The organism is Janthinobacterium agaricidamnosum (genome assembly GCF_003667705.1).
In the GTDB taxonomy this organism is placed as follows: Bacteria; Pseudomonadota; Gammaproteobacteria; order Burkholderiales; family Burkholderiaceae_D; genus Janthinobacterium.
Genome location: NZ_CP033019.1, coordinates 6,206,960 through 6,232,939 on the forward strand (window position 1 = coordinate 6,206,960; position 25,980 = coordinate 6,232,939).

The following is a 25,980-nucleotide window of genomic DNA, read 5'->3' on the forward strand; positions in this document are numbered from 1 at the left end:
GCGGCCAGATCAGGTGCGAGGGCAATTGTATCAAAACAATACGACAAAAAACCAAGCAATTTCTCGAACCCGCTTTATATCAGGCTGCCGTGCCATTTAACAAGGGGTCGAGCTTGCCAGCTTGATCAAGCGCATACAAATCGTCGAATCCGCCCACGTGGGTGTCGCCCACATAGATTTGCGGCACCGTGCGGCGGCCCGTGCGTTCCATCATCTTGATGCGCTCTTCCGGGTCGAGGTCGACGCGGATCTTTTGCACGGCGACGCCCTTGGCTTCCAACAGGCGCTCGGCGCGCACGCAATACGGGCATACGGCGGTGCTATACACAATTACGGGGACGGTCATGATGATTCCTTCTAGTTAAATGCCGGCTTACTTCGCCAGCGACAGGGTTTTCAATGGCAAACCCTGCTTTTTCCATTCGTCGAGGCCGCCTTCCAGGCTTGTTGCCTCAGCGAAACCGGCTTTGCCCAGCAGGCCGACGGCGGTTGCCGAACGCGAACCTTTCTGGCAAACCACTACAATGGGGCGCGTTTTGAATTTTTCCAGCTCGCCCAGGCGTTTTGCCAGTTCCGGCAGCGGAATATTTTTTGCGTCAGGCAAGTGGCCTGTGGCGAATTCTTCCGCGCTGCGCACGTCGACGATGATGGTCTTGCCACGGTTGATCAGTTGCGTGACTTCCAGCACGGTCGCGCGCTTGCCGCGCATCGACAGCAGTGGCCAGAGGAGGGCGCCGCCGGAAATAATGACGATGGCAAACAGAAAAATGTGGTCGATAATGAATTTCACGTAGGGTCCAATGGTTTAAGTCAATCCGCGCATTATAAAATAGAAGCTGGACGAGGTCTTTTTACGTTTTGCTTTTTTGATTTGAACCCCTTGAGAAGATAGAACTATGTACAAAATCGTTTTCATGCGTCACGGCGAGTCCACCTGGAACCTCGATAACCGCTTTACCGGCTGGACCGACGTCGATCTGACGGAAAAGGGCGTCAACGAAGCCAAGGCCGCCGGCCAGATCCTCAAGCAGGAAGGTTTTACGTTCGACGTGGCCTACACTTCCGTCCTGAAGCGCGCCATCCGCACCCTGTGGCTGGCGCTCGACGAGATGGACATGATGTATTTGCCGATCAAGAACGACTGGCGCTTGAACGAGCGTCACTACGGCGCCCTGCAAGGCCTGGACAAGGGCGAGACAGCTGCCAAGTATGGCGACGAGCAAGTACTGGTGTGGCGCCGCAGCTACGACACGCCGCCGCCGCCGCTGGAAGCGAACGACGACCGTGCCTCGTACAACGACCCGCGCTATGCCGGCTTGCCGAAAGCGGCTATCCCGCTGACCGAATGCCTGAAAGACACCGTGGCGCGCGTGATGCCGGCCTGGGATGAGGAAATCGCCCCGGCCATCCGCGCCGGCAAGAAAATCATCATTTCGGCCCACGGCAACAGCCTGCGCGCGCTGATCAAGATGCTCGATGGCATCAGCGACAGCGACATCGTCGGCCTGAACATCCCGAACGGCCAGCCGCTCGTGTATGAACTGGATGCCGACCTGAAACCGATCCGTCATTACTACCTGGGCGACCCGGCAGCGATTGCGGCAGCGCAAGCTGCCGTGGCGAACCAAGGGAAGGCCAAGTAACTTGTTGTCTTTCTTCCGCGGCACAGCGATCGCCCCCTCTGCTGAACGACCCCTGCCGGCGTGGCGCGCCGGCGCCATGCTGTGCGCAGCGCTGCTCTTCTCGAGCGGTGCCGCACAGGGTGCCAAGCCCACCGAACGCAGCAAGCAGAAAGCGGCCGCGGAAGCACAACGTGCTGGATTGCAACAAAAGCTGACGGCGCTCAAGCGCGACATCAGCCGCACGGAAAGCGCCAAGGATGACGCGGCCGATACCCTGGCCGAGTCGGAAGAGGCCATTTCCAACGCCAACCGCGCCTTGCGCGACCTGGCGCAGGAACAAAGCGAGACGGGCGTGAAGCTGACGGCGCTGGGGCAGGAGCACCAGCAGCTGACGGCCACCGTCGAGAAACAAAAGACGCAGCTGTCAAAGTTGCTGCGTGAACAATATGTCGCCGGCAACGAAGACCGCATCAAGCTGCTCTTGTCGGGCGATAACCCGAACCGCATCAACCGCGACTTGCAACTGATGGCGTATGTGTCGCAGGCGCAGGCGCGTCTGCTCGATGCCTTGCGTGCCAACTTGCTGGCCGTGGAGAAAAACCAGGCGGACGTGCAAAACGCCAAGGATGAGCTGGAAGAAATCGCGCAGGAAGAGCGCGACCAGAAGGCCTTGCTGGTGCAGGAGAAGGCGCGCCGTGCCGCCTTGCTGACGAGCTTGTCGCAGCGCCTGGTGGCGCAGCGCAAGGAAGTGGGCAATGTCGAGCGCGACGAACAGCGCATGGGCAACCTGGTCGACAAGCTGGCGAAACTGATCGAAGAGCAGGCCGCGGCCGCCGCGGCCGAAAAGAAACGCCAGCAATTGCTGGCCGAGCAGCGCGCCGCCGCGAAAGCGGCCGCCGACGCCAAGATTGCCGCGGAAAAACGCGAACGCCTGTTGGCCGCGCGCGCCAAGGCCGCCCAGGCGCAGGCCGAACGCGAACGCATTGCGAAAGAGCAACAAAACAAATCGGGCAAGATCAAGCCGCAGACGCCGCCAGCGCCGCCCGTGAAGCTCGAACCGATCGATGACGACGAGCCGCCGCAAGTGGCCAAGGTGGCACCCAAGCCCGAGCCGAAGCCGGAACCGGAGCCGGAACGCCCAAGCCTGGGCCCGGCCGCGCCGGCCGGCGCCTTTGCCAGCATGAAAGGGCAGCTGCGCGCGCCCGTGGCGGGCAAGATCGCCGCCCGCTTCGGCAGCAAGCGTGGTGACGGCCCCAGCTGGAAGGGCGTGTTCATCCGCACGGGCGAAGGCAGCGAGATCCACGCCATCGCCGGCGGCCGCGTCGTGTTTTCCGACTGGCTGCGCGGTTTCGGCAATTTGATCATCGTCGACCATGGCGGCCAGTACATGAGTATTTATGGCAATAACCAATCCTTGCTGAAACGCGTGGGCGATGCCGTCAAGGGCGGCGACGCCATTGCCAGCGCGGGCAACAGCGGCGGCAACGAGGAATCAGGGCTATACTTTGAATTGCGTCATCAGGGCCGCGCCTTCGACCCCGCCACCTGGGTGAAGTTTTAAGTTCCCACCATTGCTGCGGCAGCAAAATTGTAGATTGCGAAGAATACATGGGTATCAAAGTCAAAAGTATCGGCCTGATCGGTCTGGGCGTACTGGCCGGCATCGGCATGTCGCTGCAGTTCCCGGCCGTGGCGCAGAAAATCACGAATGCCCCGCTGCCGCTCGACGAGCTGCGCCAGCTGTCCGACGTCTTCGGCCTGATCAAGACCGATTACGTCGAGAAGGTGGAAGACAAGAAACTCTTGACGGAAGCCATTTCCGGCATGGTGTCCTCGCTGGACCCGCATTCCGTCTACCTCGATAAAAATGCCTTCAAGGAAATGCGCGAAAGCGTGCAGGGCAAGTTTGTCGGCATCGGCATCGAAGTGAGCATGGAAGACGGCTATGTGAAAGTCGTCTCGCCCATCGAAGACAGCCCCGCCGCCAAGGCCGGCATCCTGGCGGGCGATTTCATCACCCGTCTCGACAATCTGCCGCTGAAGGGCATGCAGCTGGAAGAAGTCATCAAGAAGATGCGCGGCCAGCCGGGCAGCAAGCTGGTGCTGACGATGTCGCGCAAGGGCGAAAGCAAGCCGCTGGTCTTCCCCATCGTGCGCGAGGAAATCCGCGTGCAAAGCGTGAAGGCCAAGATGGTCGCGCCCGGCTATGCCTGGCTGCGCATCGCCCAGTTCCAGGAACCGACCGTCGATGACATGGTCAAAAAGATCAACGCGCTGTATGCGCAAGACCCCAAGCTCAAGGGCCTGGTGCTGGACTTGCGCAATGATCCCGGCGGCGTCGTGCCGGGGGCGATCGGCGTGGCGACGGCATTTCTTCCGGGGAATTCCGTGATCGTGTCCACCAAGGGCCAGTTGCCGGAATCGAAACAGGTGTTTTATGGCCGCCGCGAATTTTATGCGCCGCCGGGCGCCAAGGCCGACCCGCTGGCCAAGCTGCCCGCTGCGCTGAAAACCGTGCCGCTGGTGGTGCTGGTCAATGCGGGCTCCGCTTCCGCCTCGGAAATCGTCGCCGGCGCCTTGCAGGATTACCAGCGCGCCACCGTCATCGGCACGCAGACGTTCGGCAAGGGTTCCGTGCAAACCTTGCGCCAGATCACGGCCGACACGGCCGTCAAGCTGACGACGGCCCGCTACTACACGCCGAAAGGCCGGGCCATCCAGGCGCGCGGCATCGTGCCCGACCTGCTGGTCGATGAAACGGCCGAGGGCGACGGCTGGAACAGCCTGCGCGTGCGCGAGGCGGACCTGGAAAAACACTTGAGCAGCGACGACGGCAAGCCGGAAGCGGCCAAGCCGACCATGGAAGGCATGCAGGATCAATTGGAAGAAGAGCAGCGCCTGATCGCCACGGCGAAAAAGCGCAAGCCGCTCGAATACGGCGCCAAGGACGATTTCCAGCTGCAACAAGCCTTGAACCACTTCCAGGGCTTGCCGGTGCAACTGGCCAAGGTGGACCCGAAGGTGGAGAAGATCGGCGCCAAGCCGGAAATCGCTTCCGACATCAAGGCCGATGACAAGAAGATTCCCGTGCGCAAACCGTAGTCGCCGCCATGAACGACGCCCAACTGCTGCGCTATTCGCGCCACATCCTGTTAGACGAGATCGGCATCGAAGGCCAGCAAGCCTTGCTCGATGCGCATGTGCTGGTGATCGGCGCGGGCGGGCTCGGTTCGCCCGCGGCCATGTACCTGGCCGCCAGCGGCGTCGGCAAGCTGACCCTGGTCGATGACGATACGGTCGATCTGACCAATCTGCAGCGCCAGATCGCCCACACGACGGCCCGCGTGGGCCAGCCGAAAGTGCTGTCGGCGCGCGAAACCTTGACCGGCATCAACCCCGAGATAGCCATCATCGCCTTGCAGGAGCGCCTCGACGGCGCGCGCCTGGCCGAACTGGTCTGCTCAAGCACGGTGGTGCTCGACTGCACCGACAACTTCGCCACGCGCCACGCCGTCAACCGCGCCTGCGTGGCGGCTGGGGTGCCGCTGGTATCGGGCGCCGTGATCCGTTTCGACGGGCAAGTGAGCGTGTTCGACCCGCGCACGGGCACGCAACCCTGTTATTCCTGCCTGTTTCCGCAGGAGCAGCAGTTCACGGACGAGGCGTGCTCGACCATGGGCGTGTTCGCGCCGCTGGTGGGCGTGGTGGGCGCCATGCAGGCGGCCGAGGCCTTGAAACTGATCATGGGCGTGGGTGCATCCTTGGCCGGGCGCCTGCTGCTGCTCGACGGCTTGCACATGGAATGGAGCAGCATGCGCGTCGCGCGCGACCCCGGCTGCGCCGTTTGCGGTGAAGTGGTCTTGCCCGCCTGACGGCCGCCGCACAAATTTTTCCCCATATGACAGGCTTTGTCATATTTCCGCTTTATACTCTGCTCTCATTACTCACCTTCTTCTCTCTTTCATATGCAAAACGCAGCAAACCATCCGATACGCCAGCGCCGCGCGCGCGGCTTCACTTTGATCGAAATCATGGTCGTGGTGGTGATCATGGGCATCCTTGCCTCGCTGGTGGTGCCCAAGCTGATCGCCCGCACGGGCGAGTCGAAAGTGGCGGCGGCGAAAGTCGACATCGCCACCGTGATGCAAGCCTTGAAACTGTATCGCCTGGATAACCAGCGCTACCCGACCACCGAGCAGGGCTTGCAGGCGCTGATCGAAAAACCGACCACGGGACCGGCCGCGAATGGCTGGAAAGCGGGCGGCTATCTGGAAAAGATGCCGAAAGATCCATGGGGCAATCCTTACCAGTACCTGTCGCCGGGCGTGAAGGGCGAAGTTGACCTGATCTCGCTGGGCGCCGACGGCCAGCCTGGCGGTAGCGGGGACGATGCCGATATCGGTTCCTGGGAACTGTAAGTTTTCCATTGCATGCCTGCCATGACCACCGGTCGCGCACTGCCCCGGCCACGCGCCAGCGGCTTCACGCTGATCGAGCTGCTGGTGGTGATGGTCATCATCGGCGTCACCCTGGGCCTGGTGTCGCTGAATGCGATGCCGAACGGCCAGCAGGCGCTGCAAAAGGAAGCCGAGCGCATCGCCCTGCTGCTGCAGCTGGCGCGCGATGAAGCCATCGTGCGCAGCCGGCAGGTGGCGTTCGAGGCGGACGAGAATCAATACCGTTTCCTGGTCCTCAATGAAAAGCTGTGGCAACCCGTGACGCAGGACGATTTGCTGCGCGAGCGCGCGTTTGCGAATACCCCCATGCTGCTCAGCGTGCAGCCGTCGAGCAGCGTGGCCCAGCCGCTGCGCATCATCTTCGGCCGTGAACCGGTCGACAAGCCTTTCGTGCTGACCCTGGCCAGCGGCGAGCGCAGCGTGGCCATCCGCGCCGACGGTATCGGCCACTTCACGGTCGAGCAATGATGCGGCGCGCGTTTCGCCGCCAGCGCGGCTTCACCTTGCTGGAAGTACTGGTCGCCCTCGTCATCGTCGGCACGGCCCTGGGCGCCTCGCTGCGCGCCGTCGGCAGCCTGACGCAGAACAGCGACGGCTTGCGCAGCGCCATGATGGCCACCTGGTCGGCGGAAAACCACCTGGTGCGCTTGCGCCTGGCGAAGACATTCCCGCAGACGGGCAAGCGCACGGTCGACTGCCCGCAGGGCGACTTAAAACTCATCTGCGAGGAAGAAGTGGTGGCCACGCCGAATCCCCGCATCCGCCAGGTGCGCGTGAACGTATATGACGTGCAATACCCGGCCCGGCGCATCGTGCGCCTGGTCTTGCTTTCCTTTAACGACTGATGGCGCGCCGCCCCGTCCCTGCTGGTGGTTTCACGCTGATCGAGCTGCTCGTGGCGATCGGCATCCTGGCCATGGTCGCCGTGCTGGGCTGGCGCGGCCTGGACAGCATCATGCGTTCGCGCGAAGTGCTGACCAGCCAGCTCGAGCAGGCGCGCGGCATGCAGCTGGCGTTTGCCCAGATGCAGAGCGATTGCGACCACCTGGCCGGCGCCGGCCAGAACAACAATCTGCTGAATGGCCGCACCAACCTGACAGCCGAGACCGACCGCCTGACCCTGGTGCGCCTGGCCGCGTCGGAGCAGGAGCCGCAGCAGTTGCAAGTGGTCACTTACCGCCTGCGCGGCGGCGTGCTGACGCGGCGCGAGTCGAACGGCACGCGCGACCTGGCCGTGCTCGACACCCTGTGGCAGGCGGCGCGCGACGATACCGATACCTCCAGCGCCGACGTGACCCTGATGCGCGGCGTCGACAGCATGGTCATGCGCGGCTGGAACAACGGCGCCTGGAACGTACTGACGGCGGGCGCCACCATCTCCACGCAAGTGCCGGGCCTGGAAGTGACCTTGCAGATGCCGGGCCAGGATGCGGGCCTGTCCAAAGTCTTTTTATTGGGACCGGGATGAAGCCGTTTATTCGCCCCGTGCGCCAGCGCGGCGTGGCCGTCATCACGGCTCTGCTGCTGACGGCGCTGGCCATTACCGTCGTCGCCAGCCTGTTCTGGCAGCAGCAGGTGCAGGTGCGCTCGATGGAAAACCAGCGCCTGCGCCTGCAGACGCAGTGGGCCATGCGCGGCATGGTCGACTTCGCCCGCTTCTGGCTGCGCCAGGACAATCCCATGCTGACGGCCCTTGACGGCGTGTGGGCCACGCCCATCGAGGAAGCGCGGCTCGACGATTACGTGGACCGCGAAAAGGTCGACACGGAAAAATTCGACGCCACCGTCTCGGGCCGCGCGCTCGATGCGCAGGCGCGTTTCAATATCACCAACCTGGCCACCGCGACGGGCATCGTCAGCCAGCCCAACGTGCAGGCGTACCAGCGCTTGCTGGCTAACTTGCAGCTCGATAGTTCCCTGGCGCAGGCGACGGCAGATGCCGTGCTGCGCGCGCGGCCGAAACCACGCACCGCCGACAGCGGCGCCGACGGCAAGACGCCCGCCGCCAAGCCGGCCACGGGCGGCGGCAGCGAACCGGTGGCGTTCACGCAGGTCGAGGATTTGCTGGCCGTGCCCGGCTATACGCCGCAGGCCATCGAGAAGCTGCGCGACTTCGTCATCGTCCTGCCGGAGCTCACGCCCGTGAACGTGAATACGGCGCCGGCCGAGGTGCTGGCGGCCGTGACGATGATGTCCTTGTCCGAGGCCAGTGCCCTGACCTTGAGCAATCCGCGTAAAAAGTTTGTCGATAAAGCAAATTTCCAGAATAATATTAATGCTGCACTGATTGAAGGCGTCGAGCTTGACGTGAAGAGCCGCTACTTCCTTACCGTCATCCGCGTGCGGCTGGACCGTGCCGCCCTCGATGCCGTGGCGCTCGTCAATCGAAAAACGGATCCGCAACGCACCACCAGCCTGGTCTGGCTGCGGGAAAATTAACAGCTGAAAGCGAGTCACTTTGACAATATTCTATATCCGTCACCCGGCCAAGGCGTCCACCGACAGCGCGCCCGCCTGCTCCTTCGTGCTGGCTGGCGATGGCGGCGCCTTGCTGCAGCAGGGCAGCGCGCCGCTGGGCAGCCTGGGCCAGCTGATCGCCGGCGCGAAGCAGGTGGTGCTGCTGCTGGCGGCGGCCGACGTGACCCTGCTGCGCCTGAAAACCCCGCCGCTGGCCGGCGCCCGTTTGCGCGCGGCCTTGCCGGGACTGGTGGAAGAACACATCCTCGGCGACGCCCAGGATTGCCTGCTGGCCGCCGGCGCCCCCGACGCGTCCGGTATGCGCACGGTGGCCGTGGCGCAGCGCGCCTGGGCCGAGGTACTCGTGAAAGCCTTGCTGGCGCAGGGCGCGCGCAAGGTGGCGCTGCTGCCGTCGCAGCTGTGCCTGCCCTTGCAGCCGGGTAGCGTGACGGCCGCCCTGCAGGCCAGCGGCGACGGTCTGGAACTGGCCTTGCGCCAGGCGCCGCAAGAGGGGCTGGGCCTGGTCTTGCCGGCCCAGCCGCAGCAGGCGCTGCTGACGACGCGCGCGTTTGCCGGCGACGTACCCCTGACGGTCTACGTGGCGCAGGCCGAGCTGGCGCAGTATCAACAGCTGGCCGCCGGCATGGATGGCGTGACGGTGGAATCCGACCACTGGGCGCACTGGATCGCCGGCGCCAGGGGCGTGGGGCTGGACCTGGCTCCTGCCTTGGGCACGGCGACGGGATCGGCCACCGAGTGGCGCCGCTGGCGCTGGCGCTGGCCCATCCGTCTGGCGCTGCTGGCCGTGGTCGTCAACCTGGCCGGCATGAATATCGAATGGATGCGTTTGAAGCGCGAGGCCGCCACCGTGCGCACCTCGATGCAGCAAACCTTCAAGGCCGCGTATCCGAACGAAGCGCCCGTGTATGGGCTGGAAGCGGAGCAGATGCGGCGCAATATCGCCGCCGCACGCCTGCAAAGCGGGCAGGCCAGCATGGATGACTTCACCAGCATGAGCGCGGCCCTGGGCGAGGCGCTGGGCGGCCTGGCCGGACGCGGCGTGGTGGCCTCGCTGGAATACCGCGAGCGCAGCCTGATCGTCAAGCTGAAGCCGGACATGGTCGACGCCAGCGCCCAGGCGCAGGTGCGCGACGGCCTGGCCGCGCGCAAGCTGGCCTTGAATGAAACGGCGCCTGGCGTGTGGAAGATCACGCCGGTCACGGGAGCAAAAGCATGAGTGCAGCAGTGAACAAGGCGCGCGCCGCGTGGATGGGGCGGCAGCAGGCCGTGCAGGCCTTCTGGGCCGAGCGCACGCAGCAGGAGCGCAAGCTCTTGAGCATCGGCGGCGTAGTGGCGGGCCTGGCCCTCGTCTACGCCGTGTTTTTCGAGCCGGCCTGGACGGGCCGCATCGCCTTGCAAAAGAGCTTGCCCGAGCTGCGCCAGAACGCGGCCCAGCTGCAGGCGCTGGCCCGTGAAGCGGGCGAGCTGGCGCGCCAGGCGCCCGTGCAGGTGGCACCCATGAGCCGCGACAGCCTCGACGCCTCGCTCAAGGCGCGCGGCCTGGCGCCGCAATCGCTGTCGCTGACGGGAGAGTATGCGCGCGTGCAGTTGAACGGCGTGCCGTTCGCCAGCGTCATGCTGTGGCTGGACGGCTTGCGCCGCGAAGGCCGCGTCGCCGTGCAGGAAGCGAAGATCACGGCGCAGACGGTGCAGGACAAGGCGGTGGCGGGCCTGGTCGACGCCAGCCTGACCCTGCACCAGAGCCCGGGCGCGGCACGATGATGCGCCTGCTTGGCTGGCTGCTGGCCATCATCGTCAGCGTCTGCGTCACCCTGCTGGTGTTTTTCCCGGCCAGCTGGGTCGCTGGCATCGTGGAAAAGCAGACGGGCGGACGTTTGACCTTGGGCGACGCGCAAGGTACCCTGTGGCGCGGCTCGGCCTTTATCGGCGGGGCGGCCAGTGCGAACGGCGCCGTGACGCCCCTGCTGCCGGGGCGTTTCAGCTGGCGCATTTCTCCCTCGGTGCTGTGGGGATCGGCGGACGTGGAACTGCAGAACCCGCAGGCGCTGTCGCAGCCGGTGAACCTGCGCGGCTCGTGGTCGCACTGGCAAGTCAGCCCGGCGGCCCTGCTGTTGCCGGCCGACGGCCTCGGCGGTCTCGGAGCACCGTTAAATACCGTGGCGCCGATGGGCAGCATGCGCCTGTCGTGGAGCACCTTGCAGCTGGCCCTTGAGCAGCGGCAGTTTTCCGCCGTCGGCCGCACCACCCTGCAGATGACGGACATGGCCTCGCGCCTGTCGTCCTTGCGTCCGCTGGGCAGCTACGAGCTCGATTTCGATTGGCAGGGGCAGCAGGCGACGTTGACACTGCGCTCCATCAAGGGACCGCTGCTGCTTGACGGCAGCGGCAGCCTGCAACAGGGGCGCATGCAGTTTTCCGGCCAGGCCCAGGCCGCAGCAGGATATGAAGAGACCTTGGCGAGTTTGTTGAATTTGCTGGGACAGCGCCGTAGCAATAGCGAAAAAAACATCATCGCCTTAGAGTTCAGACAATGAAAAAACCATCCGTGAGCCCAATTACCTCCTCCTTCTCGCTGCGCCGCCTGTCGGCCGCCGCCTTGCTGTGCTGTTCCGTGGCCGGCATGCCGGCGCCCGTCTGGGCCGCGCCCGGCGATGAGGCGGCGCTCAATTTCGTCGGCGCCGACATCGAATCGGTGATCAAGGCGGTGGGCCATTACACCAACATCAATTTCGTCATCGACCCGCGCGTCAAGGGCACGATCACCCTGGTGTCGGAAAAATCGATCAGCAAGTCGCAGGCCTTCGGGCTGCTGGCTTCCGCGCTGCGCCTGCAGGGCTACGCGGTGGTCTCCGGCGACGGCTATGCGAAGGTGGTGCCGGAAGCGGACGCCAAGCTGCAATCGGTGCCGACCCAGGTGGGCAACAGCAGCAGCCAGGTGAAGGGCGACCAGATCGCTACCCAGGTGTTTTACCTGAACTACGAATCGTCGGCCAACCTGCTGGCCGTGCTGCGCCCCCTGATTTCGCCGAACAACACGATCAACGCCAACCCGGGCAACAACTCGCTGGTGATCACCGATTACGCCGATAACCTCAAGCGCCTGGCGAAGATCATCGCCGCGCTCGACGTGCCCGCCTCGACGGACCTGGACGTGATCCCCGTGCGCTATGCCATCGCATCCGACCTGGCCTCGATGGTGAACAAACTGATGGAAGGCGGAAATGCGGGCGCCGCCGCAGGGGCAGACGCGGGCAAGGTCTCCGTGCTGGCCGACCCGCGCACCAATTCGCTGGTGCTGCGCGCGCCGTCGGCGGCGCGCGCCAACCTGGCCAAGTCGCTGATCTCGAAGCTGGACCAGCCCACCACGCAGCTGGGCAATGTGCACGTGGTGTACCTGAAAAATGCGGACGCCACCAAGCTGGCGCAGACCCTGCGCTCGGTGGTGACGTCGGACGGCACGGCCGCCACGGCGCAGCAGGGCGTCGGCAACCAGAATACGAATAACCAGATCAGCCAGAACAACAGCGGCATGAACAGCACTGGCCTGGGCGGCAATACGCAAAGCGGCACCACGGGCGGCGCATCGCTGAGCAACGGGCCGCAGCAGCTGTCGTCGGGCGGGGCGGCCGGTTTCATCCAGGCCGATGCATCGACGAATACCCTGATCCTGACCTGCAACGAAGCCGTCTACCGCAACCTGCGCGCCGTGATCGACCAGCTCGACGTGCGCCGCGCCCAGGTCTACATCGAGGCGCTGATCGTCGAAGTGACGTCGGCCAAGGCGTCCGAATTCGGCGTGCAGTGGCTGGGGCTTTCCGGCGACAGCACCAGCAACTACCGCGTGGGCGCGCTGCAGTCGTTCGCTTCGGGCACCACCAACAACATCGGCGCCATCGCCACGGGCGGCGGCAAGGTCTTGCCGACGGGCGGCCTGACCCTGGGCATCTTCAAGCAGATCAACGGCGCGCTGGGCCTGGGCGCCGTGGCGCATGCGCTGGAATCGGACGGCAACGCCAATATCCTGTCGACGCCGAACCTGATCACCCTGGACAACGAGCTGGCGACCATCAAGGTGGGCCAGAACGTGCCTATCCTGACGGGCCAGTACACGAGCACGGCCGGCACCAACACGAATCCGTTCCAGACCATCGACCGCAAGGAAGTGGGCCTGACCCTGAAGGTGCGTCCGCAGATTTCCGAAGGCGGCACGATCAAGCTGGGCATCTATCACGAGACGTCGAGCGTGGACAAATCCACGGCGTCGGCCGTCAGCGGCATCACCATCAACAACCGCGTGATCGAAAACAATGTGCTGGCCGACGATGGCCAGATCATCGTGCTCGGCGGCCTGATCGAGGACAGCACGGGCGACAATGCCGAGAAGGTGCGCGGCCTGGGCGATATTCCCGTGCTGGGCAACCTGTTCAAGTACCAGACGCGCGAGCGCAAGAAAACCAATCTGATGATCTTCCTGCGCCCCGTCATCGTGCGCAACAAGGAGCAGAGCGGCAGCCTGGCGGCCGACCGCTACGATTACATGCGCTCGGCCGAGACGGCCGCCGTGCCGGCCACGGGCAACCTGATGCTGAAAGACCTCGGTACGCCTGTGCTGCCGGCCCTGCAGGATGGCCAGCCCGTGGGCGGCAACATGGTGACGCGCCCCGTGCCGCCGGCACCGACGCCGCCGCCAGGCGCGCCGGCCAATGCCGCTACGCCGCCGCTGCTGCAGCAGTATCAGCAACAGCAGCAGAAGTGATGGGGCAGTCATGAGCAATCTGCTTCCCTACGCCTACGCGCGCGATTTCGGCTTGCTGGCGCGGCCCGGCGCGCAGGACGGCGCCCCCGTCGAGGTACTGGTGGCCGCATCGACGGCGCCGGCGGCCATTGCCGAAGTGTCGCGCCGTTTCGGCCAGATTCAATTGACGGTGCTGCCGCGCGGCGAGCTCGATGCGGCCATTGCCGGCGCCTACGCGGGCGGCGGCGGCGATGCGTCGCAGATGGCCGATGAATTCGACGCCGACCTTGATCTCACCAAGCTGCTGCAGGACGTGCCGGCCATCGAGGACTTGCTCGAATCGTCAGACGACGCGCCCGTCATCCGCATGATCAACGCGCTGCTCACGCAGGCGCTGCGCGAAGGCGCGTCCGATATCCACATCGAGCCGTTCGAGCAGACCTCCGTCGTGCGCTTCCGCATCGACGGCAGCCTGCGCGACGTGGTGCGTCCCCGCAAAGCCATCCACGGCTCGCTGATCTCGCGTATCAAGATCATGGCGCAGCTCGACATCGCGGAAAAACGCCTGCCGCAGGACGGCCGCATCACCCTGCGCGTGGGCGGCAAACCCGTCGACGTGCGCGTCTCGACCCTGCCCACGGGGCATGGCGAACGGGCCGTATTGCGCTTGCTGGACAAGGAAGCGGGCCGCCTCGACCTGCAGCACCTGGGCATGAGCGCGCCCATGCTGGCGCAGTTCGATGGCCTGATCACGCAGCCGCACGGCATCGTGCTCGTCACCGGTCCCACCGGCTCGGGCAAGACGACGACCTTGTATGCGGCGCTGTCGATGCTCAACGCCACGACGACGAATATTCTGACGGTGGAAGACCCGATCGAGTACGACCTGGCCGGCGTGGGCCAGACGCAAGTCAATCCGCGCATCGACATGACCTTTGCCAAGGCGCTGCGGGCGATTTTGCGGCAGGATCCCGACGTGATCATGATCGGCGAGATCCGCGACCTGGAAACGGCGCAGATCGCCGTGCAGGCGTCGCTGACGGGCCACCTGGTGCTGGCGACCCTGCACACGAACGACGCGTCGGCGGCGGTCACGCGCTTGCTCGACATGGGCATCGAACCGTTCCTGCTGTCGTCGTCTCTCTTGGGCGTGCTGGCGCAGCGGCTGGTGCGCAAACTGTGCGGCGCGTGCAAGACCTTCGATGGCCAGTACTGGCAGGCGGTCGGCTGCGAACATTGCGGCCAGACGGGCTACCAGGGCCGCGTGGGCGTGTATGAATTGCTGCGCACGACGGAGCAGATCCGCGCGCAGATCCACAACCGTGCGTCGGAAGCGGAAGTGCGCGCCGTCGCCCTGCAGGACGGCATGACGAGCATGCGCGAGGATGGCGAACGCTGGCTGCGCGACGGCACCACCACGCAGGCTGAATTGCTGCGCGTGACCAAAGACTAGGCCCGCCACCATGCCCGCATTCCGCTATGAAGCCGTCGACGCCCAGGGCGCCACCCGCAAGGGCGTGCTCAATGCCGACAGTCCCCGTTCCGCGCGCGCCGAGTTGCGCGTGCAAGGCCTGGTGCCGCTGGCCGTCGAACCGATCGCCGCGCAGGTCGACGCCGCCGGCGTCACCAGACGGCGCGGCTTCGGCGAGCGCCTGTCCAGCACCGAGCTGGCCCTGTTTACGCGCCAGCTGGCCAGTTTGCTCGAAGCGGGCCTGCCGCTGGAGCAGGCCTTTTCCGCGCTGCTGGAACAGGCCGAGCGGCCGTATCTGCGCGACCTGATCGCCTCGATCCGTTCGGAAGTGATCGGCGGCGCCGCGTTCTCCGACGTGCTGGCGCGCCATCCGCGCGATTTCGCCGAGATTTACCGGGCGCTGGTGGCGTCGGGCGAGCAGATCGGCCATTTGTCGCGCGTGCTCTCGCGCCTGGCCGACTATATCGAACGGCGCAATGCGCTGGTGCAGAAGGTCAAGCTGGCGTTTACCTATCCGGCCATCGTCACGGTGGTGGCGTTTTCCATCGTCATTTTCCTGCTCACCTACGTGGTGCCGCAGATCGTCTCCGTGTTCGCCAATACCAAGCAAAAGCTGCCCATGCTGACCGTGATCATGCTGGCGCTGTCGGACTTCGTGCGCAACTACGGCATCGTCGTGGCGATCGCCCTTGCCGGCGCCTGGTTCGCCTGGCGCCGCGCGCTGCAGCAGCCGGCATTGAAACGGCGCTGGCATACCTGGCTGCTGACGGCGCCTTTGTACGGCAAGTTCGAACGCAGCCTGAATACGGCGCGCTTTGCCAGCACCCTGGCCATTACCACGGGTTCCGGCGTGCCTATCCTGCGCGCGCTCGACACCAGCCGCGACACCTTGACCAACGTGGCGATGCAGGAACTGGTGAGCGATGCCAGCGGCGCCGTGCGCGAAGGCGTGAGCCTGGCGCGCGCGCTGTCGGCGCAAAAGCATTTTCCGCCCATGCTGATCCACATGATACGCGCGGGCGAAATCACGGGCGAGCTGCCGGCCATGCTGGAACGCGCGGCCAGCGCGCAGGAGCAGGACCTGGAGCGCCGCACGCTCACCATTGCCGGCCTGCTGGAGCCGGCCCTGATCCTGGCCATGGGCGTGGTGGTGCTGCTGATCGTGCTGGCCGTGCTGATGCCGATTATCGAAATCAATCAGCTCGTCAGATAAGAAAACCAAGGAAGCCATGAAGCGTTTGCCTCAATTTACAAGTTTGCTCGCCGTCGTGGCGCTGTCCGTGTCGCTGGCCTACTGGGCCATGCAGCTGTTCAAGGCGCCGCAGCGCCCCATCAATCCACCGGCCGTACCGGTGGTGCAGGATGCCAGCGTGGAGGCGGGCGCCTCGCTGTTCGGCGGCCAGGTCAGCGTGGCCACGGCCAGCAATTACCAGCTCAAGGGCGTGGTCGCCGCCGGCAATGGCCGCGGCAGCGTGGCCATCATCTCGACCGATGGCAAGCCGTCCGTGGCCTTGCCGGAAGGCGCCGAGGTGGTGCCTGGCGTGACGGTGCTGGAAGTGCATGCGCGCCACGTGCTGCTGCGCGATGGCGGCGTAAGCAAGCGCATCGACCTGGTGGCCGACGACAAGGCACTGGCCTTGCCGGGGCCAGTGTCCGCCACCCCCGCGCCGGCACCAGCCCCCGCGCCGGCAACGAACCTGGTGCCGCCGCCGCTGCCGATGGAACAGCAGCGTCCGGCGACCGTGATGCCGGCGCCGCCGCAGGTGACGACCAGTACGCCGCCGCCGTCGAATTAACGCCAATTAACGCTGTTCTTATCGTATTTTGCCGATGGCGCCATGCCGCCGTCGCGACAGGAGTCTTCATGTTCTCGATCCGTGCCGTCCTGGCGGGCTGCGTGGCGGCGCTGTGCGTCTTGCCGCAAGCCGGCGCCGCCGCTGACGTTCCCGCCGCCGCTTCCTCCGCTCCCGCACTGGCCGTTTCTGCGCCGGCACCGGCGCGTCCGCGCATCGCCCTCGTGCTGTCGGGCGGCGGCGCGCGCGGTCTCGCGCATATCGGCGTATTGAAAGTGCTGCAGGAGCTGCACGTGCCGATCGACATGGTGGTGGGCACCAGCATGGGCGGCGTGGTGGGCGGGGCGTATGCGGCCGGCGCTTCCGTGGCGGACCTGGAAAAGATGGCGCGCGAGACCAACTGGGCGCGCGTGGTGGCCGACCGGCCGCCGCGCGACGAACTGGCGTTCCGCCGCCGGGAGGAAGATTTATTGCTGCCGTCGCGCATCGAATTTGGCACCAGCCGCAACGGCATTTCCACGCCGCCGGCAGCGGCCAGCAATGCGGCCCTGGAAATGGCCTTGAACCGGCTGCTGCCGGCCGGCATGCGCGACCGTCCCGCCAGCCAGCTGCCGCTGCCTTTCCGCTCGGTGGCGTCGGACCTGGTCAATGGCGAGCTGGTGGAGCTGGTCGATACGCCCCTGTTCCTGTCGATGCGCGCCTCGCTGGCCGTGCCGGGCGTGTTTGCTCCCGTGCGCGTGAACAACCGCCTGGTGGTCGACGGAGGCCTGGTGCGCAACCTGCCCGTCGACATGGCGCGCGCCATGGGCGCCGACATCATCATTGCCGTCAACGTGGGCACGCCGCTGGCGCCGGAAAAAGAGCTGGGCAGCGCCATCGGCGTGGCGCAGCAGATGCTGCAGATCCTCACGGAGCAGAACGTGCAGCGCTCGCTCAAGGAGCTGCAGCCGCAGGACATCCTGGTGGCGCCCGACCTGACGGGCGTCAGTTTCCTCGACTTTGAAAACTATGCGCGCGCCATGCGCGCCGGCGAACAGGCGGCGCAGGCACTGGCCGCCCGCCTGGCGCCGCTGGCGCTGTCGCCGGAACAGTATGCGGCGCGCGAGCAGCTGCGCCTGGCGGCGCCGGCCCTGCTGGACGTGGCCTTGCCGCTCACGCGCCTGGCCGTGGAAAGCGAAGGCGATATCAATCCGCGCATCCTGCAGGCGCAATCGGGCCTGGTGGAAGGGCAGGCCGTCAGCCAGGAAGATGTGCTCAAGGCGGCGGCCAGGTTGTATGGCCGCGGCGACGTGGCGCGCGTGGAGACGGAAGTGGTCGACGCGGGCGAGCAGCGCGCCGTCACCATCAAGGCGGTCGAGGCGCCGTGGGCCAGCAGCCGCTTGCGCGTGGGTCTGGAAATGGCCAGCGATTTCAGGGACAGCAATACCTTTGCCCTGAAGCTGCTGCATGTGCGCTCGAACTTGAACAGTTGGGGCGGCGAATTGCGCAGCATGGTGCAGATCGGCACCGCGCGCAATTTCGGGGTGCAGTACTGGCAGCCGCTGGGCGCCGGCAACCCGTGGTATATCGCGCCATCGTTCCAGTACACCTCCCAGGCGGTCGACCTGTTCGACAAGGGACGGCGCAATGCGCGCGTCGCTTACAGCGGCCAGGGCGCCAGCCTGGTGCTGGGGCGCCAGTTCGGTTTCTGGGGCGATCTGCAGTTCGGCGTCACGCGCAGCGAAGTCAAGGCGGACGTCAGCATCCCCGCCGACCCGAGCTATCCCAAGGAGCGGGCGCTGGGCACCAACCAGTTCGTCCAGTTCCGCGTCGATACGCTCGATTCGCCCGGTTTCCCCACGCGCGGCGTGCTGTTCGACGCCACCTGGACGCGCTCCGCGACCACCGGTACGGGCGAGTCGGGCCTGGGGCGCTCCGCCATCACGGGCCTGAAGGCGTTTGGCAGCGGCAACTGGGCCGGCCATGTGTATGGCGAATGGGCGCGCGCGCAACGGGGCGAGGCGCCGCTCAGCCTGGGCGGCTTCCTGCGCCTGTCCGGCACGCAGTTCGAGTCGGTGACGGGGCGCAGCGTGGCCCTGGCGCGCTTCGTGATGGCGCGCCGCATCGGTTCCCTGCCCAGCACCCTGGGTGGCGCCGTGCGGGCCGGCTTTTCGCTGGAAATGGGCGGCGGCTTCGATCAGAGCGAGCGCTGGAAAGCCACCAAGTTCACGCAGGCCAGCAGCGCCTTCATCTCGGTCGATACGCGCTTCGGTCCCGTGTACGTGGCCTCGGGCGCATCGAAGGGCGGCGAGAGCACGCTTTACCTGTTCCTGGGACCGGTCTGGTAAGGCGCCGCCGGGGCGGCGGACGCCGAGCTGCGGCGCAGGGCCGTGAAGGCGGCAAATTCCCATGAGCGAAAGCCCAGCAGCAGGGTAAAGCCGTCGCGTTCCTGCGGCGGCAGGCGGCGGTCGTTCTGATGCAGGCGCGCCAGTTCCTCGGCCAGCTGGCGGATCTTCTGTACCAGCTCCTGCGCGCTCGACAGCGACAGGCGCGCCGGGATGCACATCAGGGTCTCGCCGGCGCCGTCAAAATGCCCGCTGAAATAATCGGCCACCACGTGTTCGCGGAAGTACTGTTGCACCGGGCCGTCGGCCAGCCAGTGGAAGGCGTTCGAGACGCGCAGGCTGTAGCGGTTCAGCGGTTTGAGTTCGATCAAGCCCAACCGGTCCAGTTCGGCCAGGCAACCGATGCATTCGGCCTGCGTCAGCGCATACGTTTCCACCACCTGCTCCAGGCTCCAGTGGCCGAGGCAGCAGATCGCCACCAGCAGCAGACGCGGATGCGCCACCAGCGACTTTTCCTGCACCAGGGTGAGCGTGTCGGCATGCGGCGTGATGTCGGCCGCGCCGCGCAGCACGTCTTCCATGGCGATGCCCGATGCCTTGCAGATCAGGGCCAGGCGCGACAGCGACATGTCGTGCTGGCCAAACATGCGCTTGACGCTCGACTCGCTCATGCCGATGCGTTCGGCCAATACCTTGTACGTGATGCCGGCGGCACGCAGTTGGGTGCGCAGCACGCGCAAAACCAGTTCAGGTGAACTCACGGAATATCCTTTTTGGTAAGTTTGGTAGCGGATGGCGGTACCGAATGTAGCCCTTAATGGAACTTTGCACAAGGTGATAGTACTTTTCGGCAAAAGCGATGACACTCCCGCTTGTGGCTCGCGCAGCGCGCTACAACCAGGCAATCCATCCACTTGTAGAGGTTATCCATGTTCCCATCTTTCCGTTTCCCCGCAGCGCTGCTGGCGCTGGCCGCCATCGCTCCCTTGCACGCCGCCGCCGCCGAACCGGCGCCGGGTCCCTTCTATGCGGGCGCCAGCTACGGCTTTCGCGCCAGCACAGGCCTCGATTGCATCGCCGGACAAAGCGATTGCGACAAAAGCAGCAAGCGCAATGGCAAGGCCTACCTGGGTTACAGTTTCGACGCGTTGCCGTTTCAGGGCGGCGTGGCCCTGCCTTCGGTTGAGCTGGTGGGGTACATGGGCGGCGAGGTCAAGTCCGGCTTCGATACGGACGCCGGCAAGCGCGCTGGCCGCGGCAAGTTCACGGGCCTCGGCATCCAGGGCGTGCTCGGCTACCAGTTCGACGCCTTTACCCTGAGCGGACGCGCCGGCGCGGCGTACACGCAGGGCAAGGTCGATTATCTGGGCGGCGGTTCGGACAAGAAGGACAAGATCGGCCTGACTTACGGCATCGGCGCGGCGTATGCGCTGAACCAGAACTGGTCGCTGCACCTCGACTGGGACCGCGTGCCGGTCAAATACAGCAGCAAGCAAACGACCAAGGTCGACATGTTTTCGCTGGGCGCGTCCTACCGTTTCTAAGGGGATGATGCTGCGGCAGAGAGTGGCCTGATGGCGGACGCCCTATGAAAAGGGTGTCCGCGGGCGGCCTATTTGTCCGTCTCGACTTTCAACAGCAATTTCGCCAGCAGGCGTTTTTCCTGCTGGCGCTGGCCGGACACGGTCTTTACGTGCGCCCCGGCCGTGCGCTGCAGGGCGGCCGTGGCGACGGGGTTGCGCGGTTTTTGCGAGGGTTCGACGCGGAACTGCATTTTCTGCCGCGTCGCCAATGCCTTGTTTGCCATCGGTCCCTCCTTGATTACAGCACGTAGCGCGACAGGTCCTCGTTGACCGACAGCGCTTCCAGGCGTTCGTTGACGTACGCGGCATCGATCACCAGCAGGTTTTCCGTGCTGCTGCTGCCTTCGCTGGCCGTAAACGACACTTCTTCCAGCAGTTTTTCCATCACCGTGTGCAGCCGGCGCGCGCCGATGTTTTCCGTGCGCTCGTTGACCGAATAGGCGATTTCCGCCAGGCGCGTGATGCCTTCCGGCGCGAATTGCAGTTTCAGGTTTTCCGTCGCCAGCAAGGCTTCGTACTGCATCGTCAGGCAGGCGTCGGTGCTCGTCAAAATGCGCTCGAAGTCCGCAATCGACAGCGATTCCAGCTCCACGCGGATGGGGAAGCGCCCCTGCAGCTCGGGAATCAGGTCCGACGGCTTCGACAAATGGAAGGCGCCCGAGGCGATGAACAGGATGTGGTCCGTGCGGATCATGCCATATTTCGTGTTGACGGTCGTGCCCTCGACCAGCGGCAGCAGGTCGCGCTGCACGCCGGCGCGCGAGACGTCGGCGCCGCCCGATTCCGAACGCGAGGCGATCTTGTCGATTTCGTCCAAAAACACGATGCCGTTCTGCTCGACGTTCTGGATGGCCTTCTGTTTCAGCTCATCTTCGTTGAGCAGCTTGGCCGCTTCTTCCTCGACCAGCAGTTTCAAGGCTTCCTTGATCTTGACCTTGCGCGCCTTCTTGCGCTGCCCGCCCACGCCCGAGAACATGGACTTGATCTGCTCCGTCATTTCCTCCATGCCCGGCGGCGCCATGATTTCCATCTGCGGCCCCGCCTCGGCCAGCTCGATCTCGATTTCCTTGTCATCGAGCTCGCCCTGGCGCAAGCGCTTGCGGAAGGTCTGGCGCGTGCTGTCGCCGCTGCCCGTGTCCACGGCCGCTGCCGTATTCGGCGTGAAGCCGAAGTCGCGCGCCGGCGGCACGAGAATGTCGATCACGCGGTCTTCGGCCGCATCTTCGGCGCGCGCGCGCACTTTTTTCATTTCCAGCGCGCGCGTCTGCTTGATGCCGATGTCGATCAGGTCGCGGATGATGGTGTCGACGTCGCGGCCCACATAACCGACTTCCGTAAATTTGGTCGCTTCGATCTTGATGAAGGGCGCCTCGGCCAGCTTGGCCAGGCGGCGCGCGATTTCCGTCTTGCCGACGCCCGTGGGGCCGATCATGAGGATGTTCTTGGGCGTGATTTCATGGCGCAGAGGTTCGGCCACCTGCTGGCGGCGCCAGCGGTTGCGCAGGGCGATGGCGACGGCGCGCTTGGCCTTGGCCTGGCCCACCACGTGCTTGTCGAGTTCCGTGACGATTTCCGACGGGGTCATGTTCATGATCATAGTTGGCTTTCTATTCTTTGCTCGCGGACGCTTAGTCGAGCGTCTCGATGATGTGCGACATATTCGTATAAATGCACAGCTCGGCGGCGATGGTCAGCGATTTCTTGACCACGTCGGCCGGTGACAAATCCGTGTTTTCCTGCAGCGCCTTGGCGGCGGATTGGGCGTAGGTGCCGCCCGAGCCGATGGCGCCGATGCCGTCTTCCGGTTCCAGCACGTCGCCATTGCCTGTGATGACCAGGGTCGACTCGCTGTCGGCCACCAGCAGCATCGCTTCCAGGCGGCGCAGCACGCGGTCGGTGCGCCAGTCCTTGGCCAGTTCGACAGAGGCGCGTAGCAAATTGCCCTGGTGTTTTTCCAGCTTGCCTTCAAATCGGTCGAGCAGGGTAAAGGCGTCGGCGGTGCCGCCGGCAAAGCCGACCAGGACCTTGCCCTGATACAACTTACGCACTTTGCGGGCCGTGCCCTTCATGACGATGTTGCCGAGCGTTACCTGGCCGTCGCCACCCAGGGCGACTTGCTTGCCGCGCCGGACGCAGAGGATGGTGGTGCCGTGAAATTGTTCCATAGTGACCTCAAAAGATTCGTGCCGATGCGTGCAAGGCCATGCGATTGCGCGCCCATGGTTCAAACGTGGGGATGGAAAAGGCAATTGCAAGCGGCATGTGCCGCTGTCGTGCTTGCTTCAGTGTAGTCGTCGCGGGACGAAAAAAAAGCACGCAACCGGAGTCGTGTGCTTTTTATCGCCAGCGCGGGACCGCTTGGGCGGCCGCGCAAGGGGAGGGGTGATCAGTCGCCGTACAGCTTTTGCTTCAGTTCGCGCCGTTGCTGGGCTTCCAGCGACAGGGTGGCGGTCGGACGGGCGATCAGGCGCGGGATGCCGATAGGCTCGCCCGTTTCTTCGCACCAGCCATAGTCGCCGGCATCGATGCTGGCGATCGATTGCTGTACTTTCTTCAGCAATTTGCGTTCGCGGTCGCGCGTGCGCAGTTCCAGCGCATGCTCTTCCTCGATGGTGGCGCGGTCGGCAGGGTCCGGTACGAGCACGGTTTCACGCAAGTGTTCCGTGGTTTCGCCGGCGTTTTTCAGCAGGTCTTTCTCGAGCTGCTGCAGGCGCGCCTTGAAGAATGCCAGTTGTGCCGGATTCATGTAGTCATCTTCGCTCATGGCGCGAATTTGGTCTTCGCTGATGAGAGGGATGTCTTGGTTGGCGGCCGGGGTCGATTTATTAGTTTTGGTCATAACTTCGCTTACCTTCGATACGACAGAGTTTTCAAATTGATCAGTTGATGCGGCGATACCGAGCAACTGTACAGGTTCCGCTTGGCATTGCTGTCCCGCTGTACTGCGTGCGACCTTGGCTTGCCGGCGAAAGCCAGGACTACCGGCCGGCCATGGTGCCATGTTGATAACTTTTTACCGCTCTATGCCAATCGCGCTCTGTGCGCGACAACGGGCGTGTTGGGTGGATCGCTTGCATGCCTGGCATGCGGCCAGCGGCAGTTTGCCAGCATTTCATGACAGGCTAACGACATGGGCCGTTTTCGTCGCTGATTTTGGCACGCTTTGCCTTATATTGCCATCCCGATTTGTTGACTAGCCGATCAGGGACGGCTACTTGTTGGTTTATGCCAGCAAGATCGGTGTCGGGCAGCGGGAAAGCGTGCTTAACTTTCCCTTTTGTTTCTGCTTTGCAAAGGATACTTTGCAAAACCCGGCTAGTTTATACCAAACATTGTTCGAGTCCGCGAATAAAAATGTCTTTTGGTAGATTTTTGCCAATAAAGACCATTTTGCTGCCACGCACTTCGTGTTCGCCCCATTTGGCGCCCAGGTCGCTGCCCATCAGCTGGTGCACGCCCTGGAAGACCACCTTGCGTTCGGCGCCCTGCATCAGCAGCACGCCCTTGTAGCGCAGCATGCGCGGGCCATACACTTGCACCAGGCCGCCGAGGAACTCGTCGAGCTTGGCGCTGTCGAACGGTTGCGTGCTCTTGAAAACAAAGGCGGCGATGTCGTCGCTGTGTTGCGCATGGTGGTGGTCGGCATGACCGCAATCGGTGGCGCAGGCGTCGCTGTGCTCATGCGCGTGCTCATGGCCGTGCTCATTGCCGTGTTCATGTGCGTGCTCGTGGTCGTGCGCATGGTCGTGATCGTGGACGTGCGCCGTCTCTGTCTCCAGGAAATCCGGGTCCAGCTCCAGTTTTTCATTCAGGTTGAAACCGCGGATGTCGAGCACTTCGGCCAGCGGCGCGCGGCCGAAATCGACCTTGGCGATGGGCGCGCGGGGATTGATGCGTTTCAAACGGCGCGTCAGGGCGGCCACGTCGTCTTCACTGACGAGGTCGGTTTTCGACAGCAGCAGCTTGTCGGCAAAGCCCACTTGCCGCTGGGCTTCCTCGTATTCATCGAGTTGCTTCATCGCATGACGCGCATCGACCACCGTGATGATGGCGTCGAGCATGTAGTGGCTGCCCACTTCTTCGTCGACAAAGAAGGTCTGCGCCACGGGGCCGGGATTGGCCAGGCCCGTCGTTTCGATGACGACGCGGTCGAACGCCAGCAGTCCGGCGTCGCGCTTGCGCGCCAGTTCCGTCAAGCCCACGATCAGGTCGCCACGCACGGTGCAGCAGATGCAGCCGTTGTTCATCTCGATGATGTGCTCGTTGCTGTCCTGCACCAGGATGTCATTGTCGATGTTTTCCTGGCCAAACTCGTTTTCGATCACGGCGATGCGCATGCCATGGTCTTCCTGCAGTATGCGGTTGAGCAAGGTGGTTTTGCCTGCGCCCAGGAAGCCGGTGAGGATGGTGGTTGGAATCAGTGCCATGAAGGATGCCTATGCTGTAATCGGTGGTGCCGCCGCGCAAGCGGAAGAATGCGGACGATTATGCCGGAATTTTGCAAAAGCTTGCAAATACGCGCCGATCCGCTTGATATGGATCAGGCTGGCCAACGAGCGCGGCCTACTTGACCTTGGCGCGCGGGTGCGCCTGGTCGTATACGTGCGCCAGGTGCTGGAAATCGAGGGCCGTGTAGACCTGGGTCGAGGTGATGCTGGAATGGCCCAGCATTTCCTGCACGGCGCGCAAGTCGCCCGACGATTGCAGCACATGCGAAGCGAACGAGTGGCGCAGCACATGCGGGTGCACATTCGCGGGAATGTCGGTCGCCAACGCGTGCGCCTTCAGGCGCAGCTGCAGTACACGCGGCGAGATGCGCGTGCCGCGCGTGCTGAGAAACAATGCAGCGCTGCCATCGGCCGCTGGCGGGCGCACGGCCAGCCAGGCCGTCAGGGCCACGAGGGCCGCCTTGCCGACGGGCACCTTGCGCATCTTGTTGCCCTTGCCTGTGACGATGACTTCGAAGCTGGCCATGTCGAGCCAGCCCAGCGAGGCCTCCCGGCCGTTCTCGGCCTTGCAGTAATGGGTGTCCAGGCTGGTCAGTTCGGACACGCGCAAGCCGCTTGAATACAGCAGCTCGAACATGGCGCGGTTGCACAGTTGCTCCGGCTCGGCAGCGCCTTGCTGGTGTTGCGCGGGCGCCACGAGGCGCACGGCGTCGTCCACCGACAGGGCTTTGGGCAAGGTCTTGGCCCGCTTGGGCGCGCGGATGCCGTCGACGGGATTGGCGTCGAGCGCCGTTTCACCGCTGAGCCAGTTGAAAAAACCGCGCCACGATGACAGCTTGCGGGCGATCGAGCGCGGGTCCAGGCCGCCGGCATGCAGCTTGGCCGTGTAGCGGCGCACTTCGTTGTGCGCCAGCGCCGTCCACGGCGTATTGCCGCTCAGTTCCAGCAAGGCGCGCAAGTCGCGCCCGTAAGCGTCCAGCGTATGCGGCGACAGCTTGCGCTGCGTGGCCAGCTGCGCCAGGTAGGCGTCGAGCCACTCTGCCTTGCCGCGCGCCGCATGCATGGCTGA

Annotated in this window: 27 protein-coding genes; 18 read left to right on the forward strand and 9 right to left on the reverse strand. The window is 64.6% G+C overall.

Annotated features, from left to right (window positions below; all coding sequences use genetic code 11):
* Window positions 1-79: 79 nt before the first annotated feature.
* Window positions 80-346, reverse strand: coding sequence for a glutaredoxin 3 (gene grxC / locus D9M09_RS28045; RefSeq protein WP_070220900.1), 267 nt, complete (start codon window positions 344-346; stop codon window positions 80-82).
* A gap of 27 nt (window positions 347-373) precedes the next feature.
* Window positions 374-790 carry a rhodanese-like domain-containing protein gene (locus tag D9M09_RS28050; protein WP_046681994.1) on the reverse strand — a complete coding sequence of 139 codons (417 nt, stop codon included), beginning with the start codon at window positions 788-790 and terminating at the stop codon, window positions 374-376.
* 106 nt (window positions 791-896) lie between these two features.
* Here D9M09_RS28050 and gpmA point away from each other — a divergent pair, with 106 nt between their 5' ends.
* The 17 genes from gpmA (at window position 897) to D9M09_RS28135 (ending at window position 18,883) form a co-directional block, all read left to right on the forward strand.
* Window positions 897-1,643 (forward strand): 2,3-diphosphoglycerate-dependent phosphoglycerate mutase, encoded by a 747-nt coding sequence (gene gpmA, locus D9M09_RS28055; RefSeq protein WP_070313039.1) that lies wholly within the window; start codon window positions 897-899, stop codon window positions 1,641-1,643.
* 76 nt (window positions 1,644-1,719) lie between these two features.
* Window positions 1,720-3,183 carry a murein hydrolase activator EnvC family protein gene (locus D9M09_RS28060; protein WP_121670869.1) on the forward strand — a complete coding sequence of 488 codons (1,464 nt, stop codon included), beginning with the start codon at window positions 1,720-1,722 and terminating at the stop codon, window positions 3,181-3,183.
* 47 nt (window positions 3,184-3,230) lie between these two features.
* Window positions 3,231-4,724, forward strand: coding sequence for a S41 family peptidase (locus D9M09_RS28065; RefSeq protein WP_121670870.1), 1,494 nt, complete (start codon window positions 3,231-3,233; stop codon window positions 4,722-4,724).
* 8 nt (window positions 4,725-4,732) lie between these two features.
* Window positions 4,733-5,494 (forward strand): HesA/MoeB/ThiF family protein, encoded by a 762-nt coding sequence (locus D9M09_RS28070; protein ID WP_121670871.1) that lies wholly within the window; start codon window positions 4,733-4,735, stop codon window positions 5,492-5,494.
* A 93-nt stretch (window positions 5,495-5,587) separates the two neighbouring features.
* A complete protein-coding gene (gspG, locus tag D9M09_RS28075) occupies window positions 5,588-6,040 on the forward strand; it encodes a type II secretion system major pseudopilin GspG (protein ID WP_070220887.1) in 453 nt (150 codons plus the stop codon).
* 12 nt (window positions 6,041-6,052) lie between these two features.
* Window positions 6,053-6,547 carry a GspH/FimT family pseudopilin gene (locus D9M09_RS28080; protein WP_051991350.1) on the forward strand — a complete coding sequence of 165 codons (495 nt, stop codon included), beginning with the start codon at window positions 6,053-6,055 and terminating at the stop codon, window positions 6,545-6,547.
* Window positions 6,547-6,924 carry a type II secretion system minor pseudopilin GspI gene (gene gspI, locus D9M09_RS28085; protein WP_070220883.1) on the forward strand — a complete coding sequence of 126 codons (378 nt, stop codon included), beginning with the start codon at window positions 6,547-6,549 and terminating at the stop codon, window positions 6,922-6,924. Before D9M09_RS28080 ends, gspI begins: the two co-directional genes overlap by 1 nt.
* Window positions 6,924-7,547: a PulJ/GspJ family protein gene (locus tag D9M09_RS28090; protein WP_070220880.1), complete on the forward strand. Its 624-nt coding sequence runs from the start codon at window positions 6,924-6,926 to the stop codon at window positions 7,545-7,547. The genes gspI and D9M09_RS28090 overlap by 1 nt, the downstream gene beginning before the upstream one ends.
* Window positions 7,544-8,518: a type II secretion system minor pseudopilin GspK gene (gene gspK, locus D9M09_RS28095; protein ID WP_121670872.1), complete on the forward strand. Its 975-nt coding sequence runs from the start codon at window positions 7,544-7,546 to the stop codon at window positions 8,516-8,518. The genes D9M09_RS28090 and gspK overlap by 4 nt, the downstream gene beginning before the upstream one ends.
* A 19-nt stretch (window positions 8,519-8,537) precedes the next feature.
* Complete coding sequence (gspL, locus tag D9M09_RS28100; RefSeq protein ID WP_121670873.1) at window positions 8,538-9,773, forward strand: type II secretion system protein GspL; 1,236 nt, start codon at window positions 8,538-8,540, stop codon at window positions 9,771-9,773.
* The gene (gspM, locus tag D9M09_RS28105; RefSeq protein WP_121670874.1) at window positions 9,770-10,318 is read left to right on the forward strand and encodes a type II secretion system protein GspM; all 549 of its coding nucleotides are present in this window, start codon (window positions 9,770-9,772) and stop codon (window positions 10,316-10,318) included. The genes gspL and gspM overlap by 4 nt, the downstream gene beginning before the upstream one ends.
* Window positions 10,315-11,091, forward strand: coding sequence for a type II secretion system protein N (locus tag D9M09_RS28110; RefSeq protein WP_121670875.1), 777 nt, complete (start codon window positions 10,315-10,317; stop codon window positions 11,089-11,091). Before gspM ends, D9M09_RS28110 begins: the two co-directional genes overlap by 4 nt.
* A complete protein-coding gene (gene gspD, locus D9M09_RS28115) occupies window positions 11,088-13,313 on the forward strand; it encodes a type II secretion system secretin GspD (RefSeq protein ID WP_121670876.1) in 2,226 nt (741 codons plus the stop codon). The genes D9M09_RS28110 and gspD overlap by 4 nt, the downstream gene beginning before the upstream one ends.
* 10 nt (window positions 13,314-13,323) lie before the next feature.
* On the forward strand, window positions 13,324-14,745 hold the full coding sequence (gene gspE, locus D9M09_RS28120) for a type II secretion system ATPase GspE (RefSeq protein WP_070220870.1): 1,422 nt from the start codon (window positions 13,324-13,326) through the stop codon (window positions 14,743-14,745).
* A gap of 10 nt (window positions 14,746-14,755) precedes the next feature.
* Window positions 14,756-15,976: a type II secretion system inner membrane protein GspF gene (gene gspF, locus D9M09_RS28125; protein WP_070289485.1), complete on the forward strand. Its 1,221-nt coding sequence runs from the start codon at window positions 14,756-14,758 to the stop codon at window positions 15,974-15,976.
* 16 nt (window positions 15,977-15,992) lie between these two features.
* The gene (locus D9M09_RS28130) at window positions 15,993-16,559 is read left to right on the forward strand and encodes a type II secretion system protein N (RefSeq protein WP_099408037.1); all 567 of its coding nucleotides are present in this window, start codon (window positions 15,993-15,995) and stop codon (window positions 16,557-16,559) included.
* A 68-nt stretch (window positions 16,560-16,627) separates the two neighbouring features.
* Window positions 16,628-18,883, forward strand: a complete 2,256-nt coding sequence (locus tag D9M09_RS28135) for a patatin-like phospholipase family protein (protein WP_070220864.1) — start codon at window positions 16,628-16,630, stop codon at window positions 18,881-18,883.
* Here D9M09_RS28135 and D9M09_RS28140 read toward each other — a convergent pair.
* Complete coding sequence (locus D9M09_RS28140; RefSeq protein WP_070313031.1) at window positions 18,856-19,641, reverse strand: helix-turn-helix domain-containing protein; 786 nt, start codon at window positions 19,639-19,641, stop codon at window positions 18,856-18,858. The two genes, D9M09_RS28135 and D9M09_RS28140, sit on opposite strands and share 28 nt — an antisense overlap.
* A 168-nt stretch (window positions 19,642-19,809) precedes the next feature.
* Between D9M09_RS28140 and D9M09_RS28145 the strand changes: the two genes are divergently transcribed.
* Window positions 19,810-20,424: an outer membrane protein gene (locus D9M09_RS28145; protein WP_070220860.1), complete on the forward strand. Its 615-nt coding sequence runs from the start codon at window positions 19,810-19,812 to the stop codon at window positions 20,422-20,424.
* 68 nt (window positions 20,425-20,492) lie between these two features.
* Here the strand turns inward: D9M09_RS28145 and D9M09_RS28150 are convergent, their stop codons facing one another.
* From D9M09_RS28150 to D9M09_RS28175, 6 genes are all read right to left on the reverse strand, one after another.
* On the reverse strand, window positions 20,493-20,687 hold the full coding sequence (locus D9M09_RS28150; protein WP_070220858.1) for a hypothetical protein: 195 nt from the start codon (window positions 20,685-20,687) through the stop codon (window positions 20,493-20,495).
* 14 nt (window positions 20,688-20,701) lie between these two features.
* Window positions 20,702-22,054 (reverse strand): ATP-dependent protease ATPase subunit HslU, encoded by a 1,353-nt coding sequence (gene hslU / locus D9M09_RS28155; RefSeq protein WP_070220905.1) that lies wholly within the window; start codon window positions 22,052-22,054, stop codon window positions 20,702-20,704.
* Window positions 22,055-22,091: 37 nt separating this feature from the next.
* Window positions 22,092-22,628 carry an ATP-dependent protease subunit HslV gene (hslV, locus tag D9M09_RS28160; protein WP_034753065.1) on the reverse strand — a complete coding sequence of 179 codons (537 nt, stop codon included), beginning with the start codon at window positions 22,626-22,628 and terminating at the stop codon, window positions 22,092-22,094.
* 221 nt (window positions 22,629-22,849) lie between these two features.
* Entirely contained in the window at window positions 22,850-23,302 is a 453-nt protein-coding gene (gene dksA, locus D9M09_RS28165; protein ID WP_034753066.1) for an RNA polymerase-binding protein DksA, read from the reverse strand.
* A gap of 481 nt (window positions 23,303-23,783) precedes the next feature.
* Complete coding sequence (locus tag D9M09_RS28170) at window positions 23,784-24,890, reverse strand: CobW family GTP-binding protein (RefSeq protein WP_121670877.1); 1,107 nt, start codon at window positions 24,888-24,890, stop codon at window positions 23,784-23,786.
* Window positions 24,891-25,026: 136 nt separating this feature from the next.
* Window positions 25,027-25,974 (reverse strand): tyrosine recombinase XerC, encoded by a 948-nt coding sequence (locus D9M09_RS28175; protein WP_099408034.1) that lies wholly within the window; start codon window positions 25,972-25,974, stop codon window positions 25,027-25,029.
* Between the last annotated feature and the right edge of the window lie 6 nt (window positions 25,975-25,980).

Excerpts from the sequence above, each read along its gene's own strand:
- grxC (WP_070220900.1), bottom strand. The coding sequence starts at position 346 with ATGACCGTCCCCGTAATTGTGTATAGCACCGCCGTATGCCCGTATTGC.
- gpmA (WP_070313039.1), top strand. The coding sequence starts at position 897 with ATGTACAAAATCGTTTTCATGCGTCACGGCGAGTCCACCTGGAACCTC.
- D9M09_RS28060 (WP_121670869.1), top strand. The coding sequence starts at position 1,720 with ATGCTGTGCGCAGCGCTGCTCTTCTCGAGCGGTGCCGCACAGGGTGCC.
- D9M09_RS28065 (WP_121670870.1), top strand. The coding sequence starts at position 3,231 with ATGGGTATCAAAGTCAAAAGTATCGGCCTGATCGGTCTGGGCGTACTG.
- D9M09_RS28070 (WP_121670871.1), top strand. The coding sequence starts at position 4,733 with ATGAACGACGCCCAACTGCTGCGCTATTCGCGCCACATCCTGTTAGAC.
- gspG (WP_070220887.1), top strand. The coding sequence starts at position 5,588 with ATGCAAAACGCAGCAAACCATCCGATACGCCAGCGCCGCGCGCGCGGC.
- D9M09_RS28080 (WP_051991350.1), top strand. The coding sequence starts at position 6,053 with ATGCCTGCCATGACCACCGGTCGCGCACTGCCCCGGCCACGCGCCAGC.
- gspI (WP_070220883.1), top strand. The coding sequence starts at position 6,547 with ATGCGGCGCGCGTTTCGCCGCCAGCGCGGCTTCACCTTGCTGGAAGTA.
- D9M09_RS28090 (WP_070220880.1), top strand. The coding sequence starts at position 6,924 with ATGGCGCGCCGCCCCGTCCCTGCTGGTGGTTTCACGCTGATCGAGCTG.
- gspK (WP_121670872.1), top strand. The coding sequence starts at position 7,544 with ATGAAGCCGTTTATTCGCCCCGTGCGCCAGCGCGGCGTGGCCGTCATC.
- gspM (WP_121670874.1), top strand. The coding sequence starts at position 9,770 with ATGAGTGCAGCAGTGAACAAGGCGCGCGCCGCGTGGATGGGGCGGCAG.
- D9M09_RS28110 (WP_121670875.1), top strand. The coding sequence starts at position 10,315 with ATGATGCGCCTGCTTGGCTGGCTGCTGGCCATCATCGTCAGCGTCTGC.
- gspD (WP_121670876.1), top strand. The coding sequence starts at position 11,088 with ATGAAAAAACCATCCGTGAGCCCAATTACCTCCTCCTTCTCGCTGCGC.
- gspE (WP_070220870.1), top strand. The coding sequence starts at position 13,324 with ATGAGCAATCTGCTTCCCTACGCCTACGCGCGCGATTTCGGCTTGCTG.
- gspF (WP_070289485.1), top strand. The coding sequence starts at position 14,756 with ATGCCCGCATTCCGCTATGAAGCCGTCGACGCCCAGGGCGCCACCCGC.
- D9M09_RS28130 (WP_099408037.1), top strand. The coding sequence starts at position 15,993 with ATGAAGCGTTTGCCTCAATTTACAAGTTTGCTCGCCGTCGTGGCGCTG.
- D9M09_RS28135 (WP_070220864.1), top strand. The coding sequence starts at position 16,628 with ATGTTCTCGATCCGTGCCGTCCTGGCGGGCTGCGTGGCGGCGCTGTGC.
- D9M09_RS28145 (WP_070220860.1), top strand. The coding sequence starts at position 19,810 with ATGTTCCCATCTTTCCGTTTCCCCGCAGCGCTGCTGGCGCTGGCCGCC.
- D9M09_RS28150 (WP_070220858.1), bottom strand. The coding sequence starts at position 20,687 with ATGGCAAACAAGGCATTGGCGACGCGGCAGAAAATGCAGTTCCGCGTC.
- hslU (WP_070220905.1), bottom strand. The coding sequence starts at position 22,054 with ATGAACATGACCCCGTCGGAAATCGTCACGGAACTCGACAAGCACGTG.
- hslV (WP_034753065.1), bottom strand. The coding sequence starts at position 22,628 with ATGGAACAATTTCACGGCACCACCATCCTCTGCGTCCGGCGCGGCAAG.
- dksA (WP_034753066.1), bottom strand. The coding sequence starts at position 23,302 with ATGACCAAAACTAATAAATCGACCCCGGCCGCCAACCAAGACATCCCT.
- D9M09_RS28170 (WP_121670877.1), bottom strand. The coding sequence starts at position 24,890 with ATGGCACTGATTCCAACCACCATCCTCACCGGCTTCCTGGGCGCAGGC.
- D9M09_RS28175 (WP_099408034.1), bottom strand. The coding sequence starts at position 25,974 with ATGCATGCGGCGCGCGGCAAGGCAGAGTGGCTCGACGCCTACCTGGCG.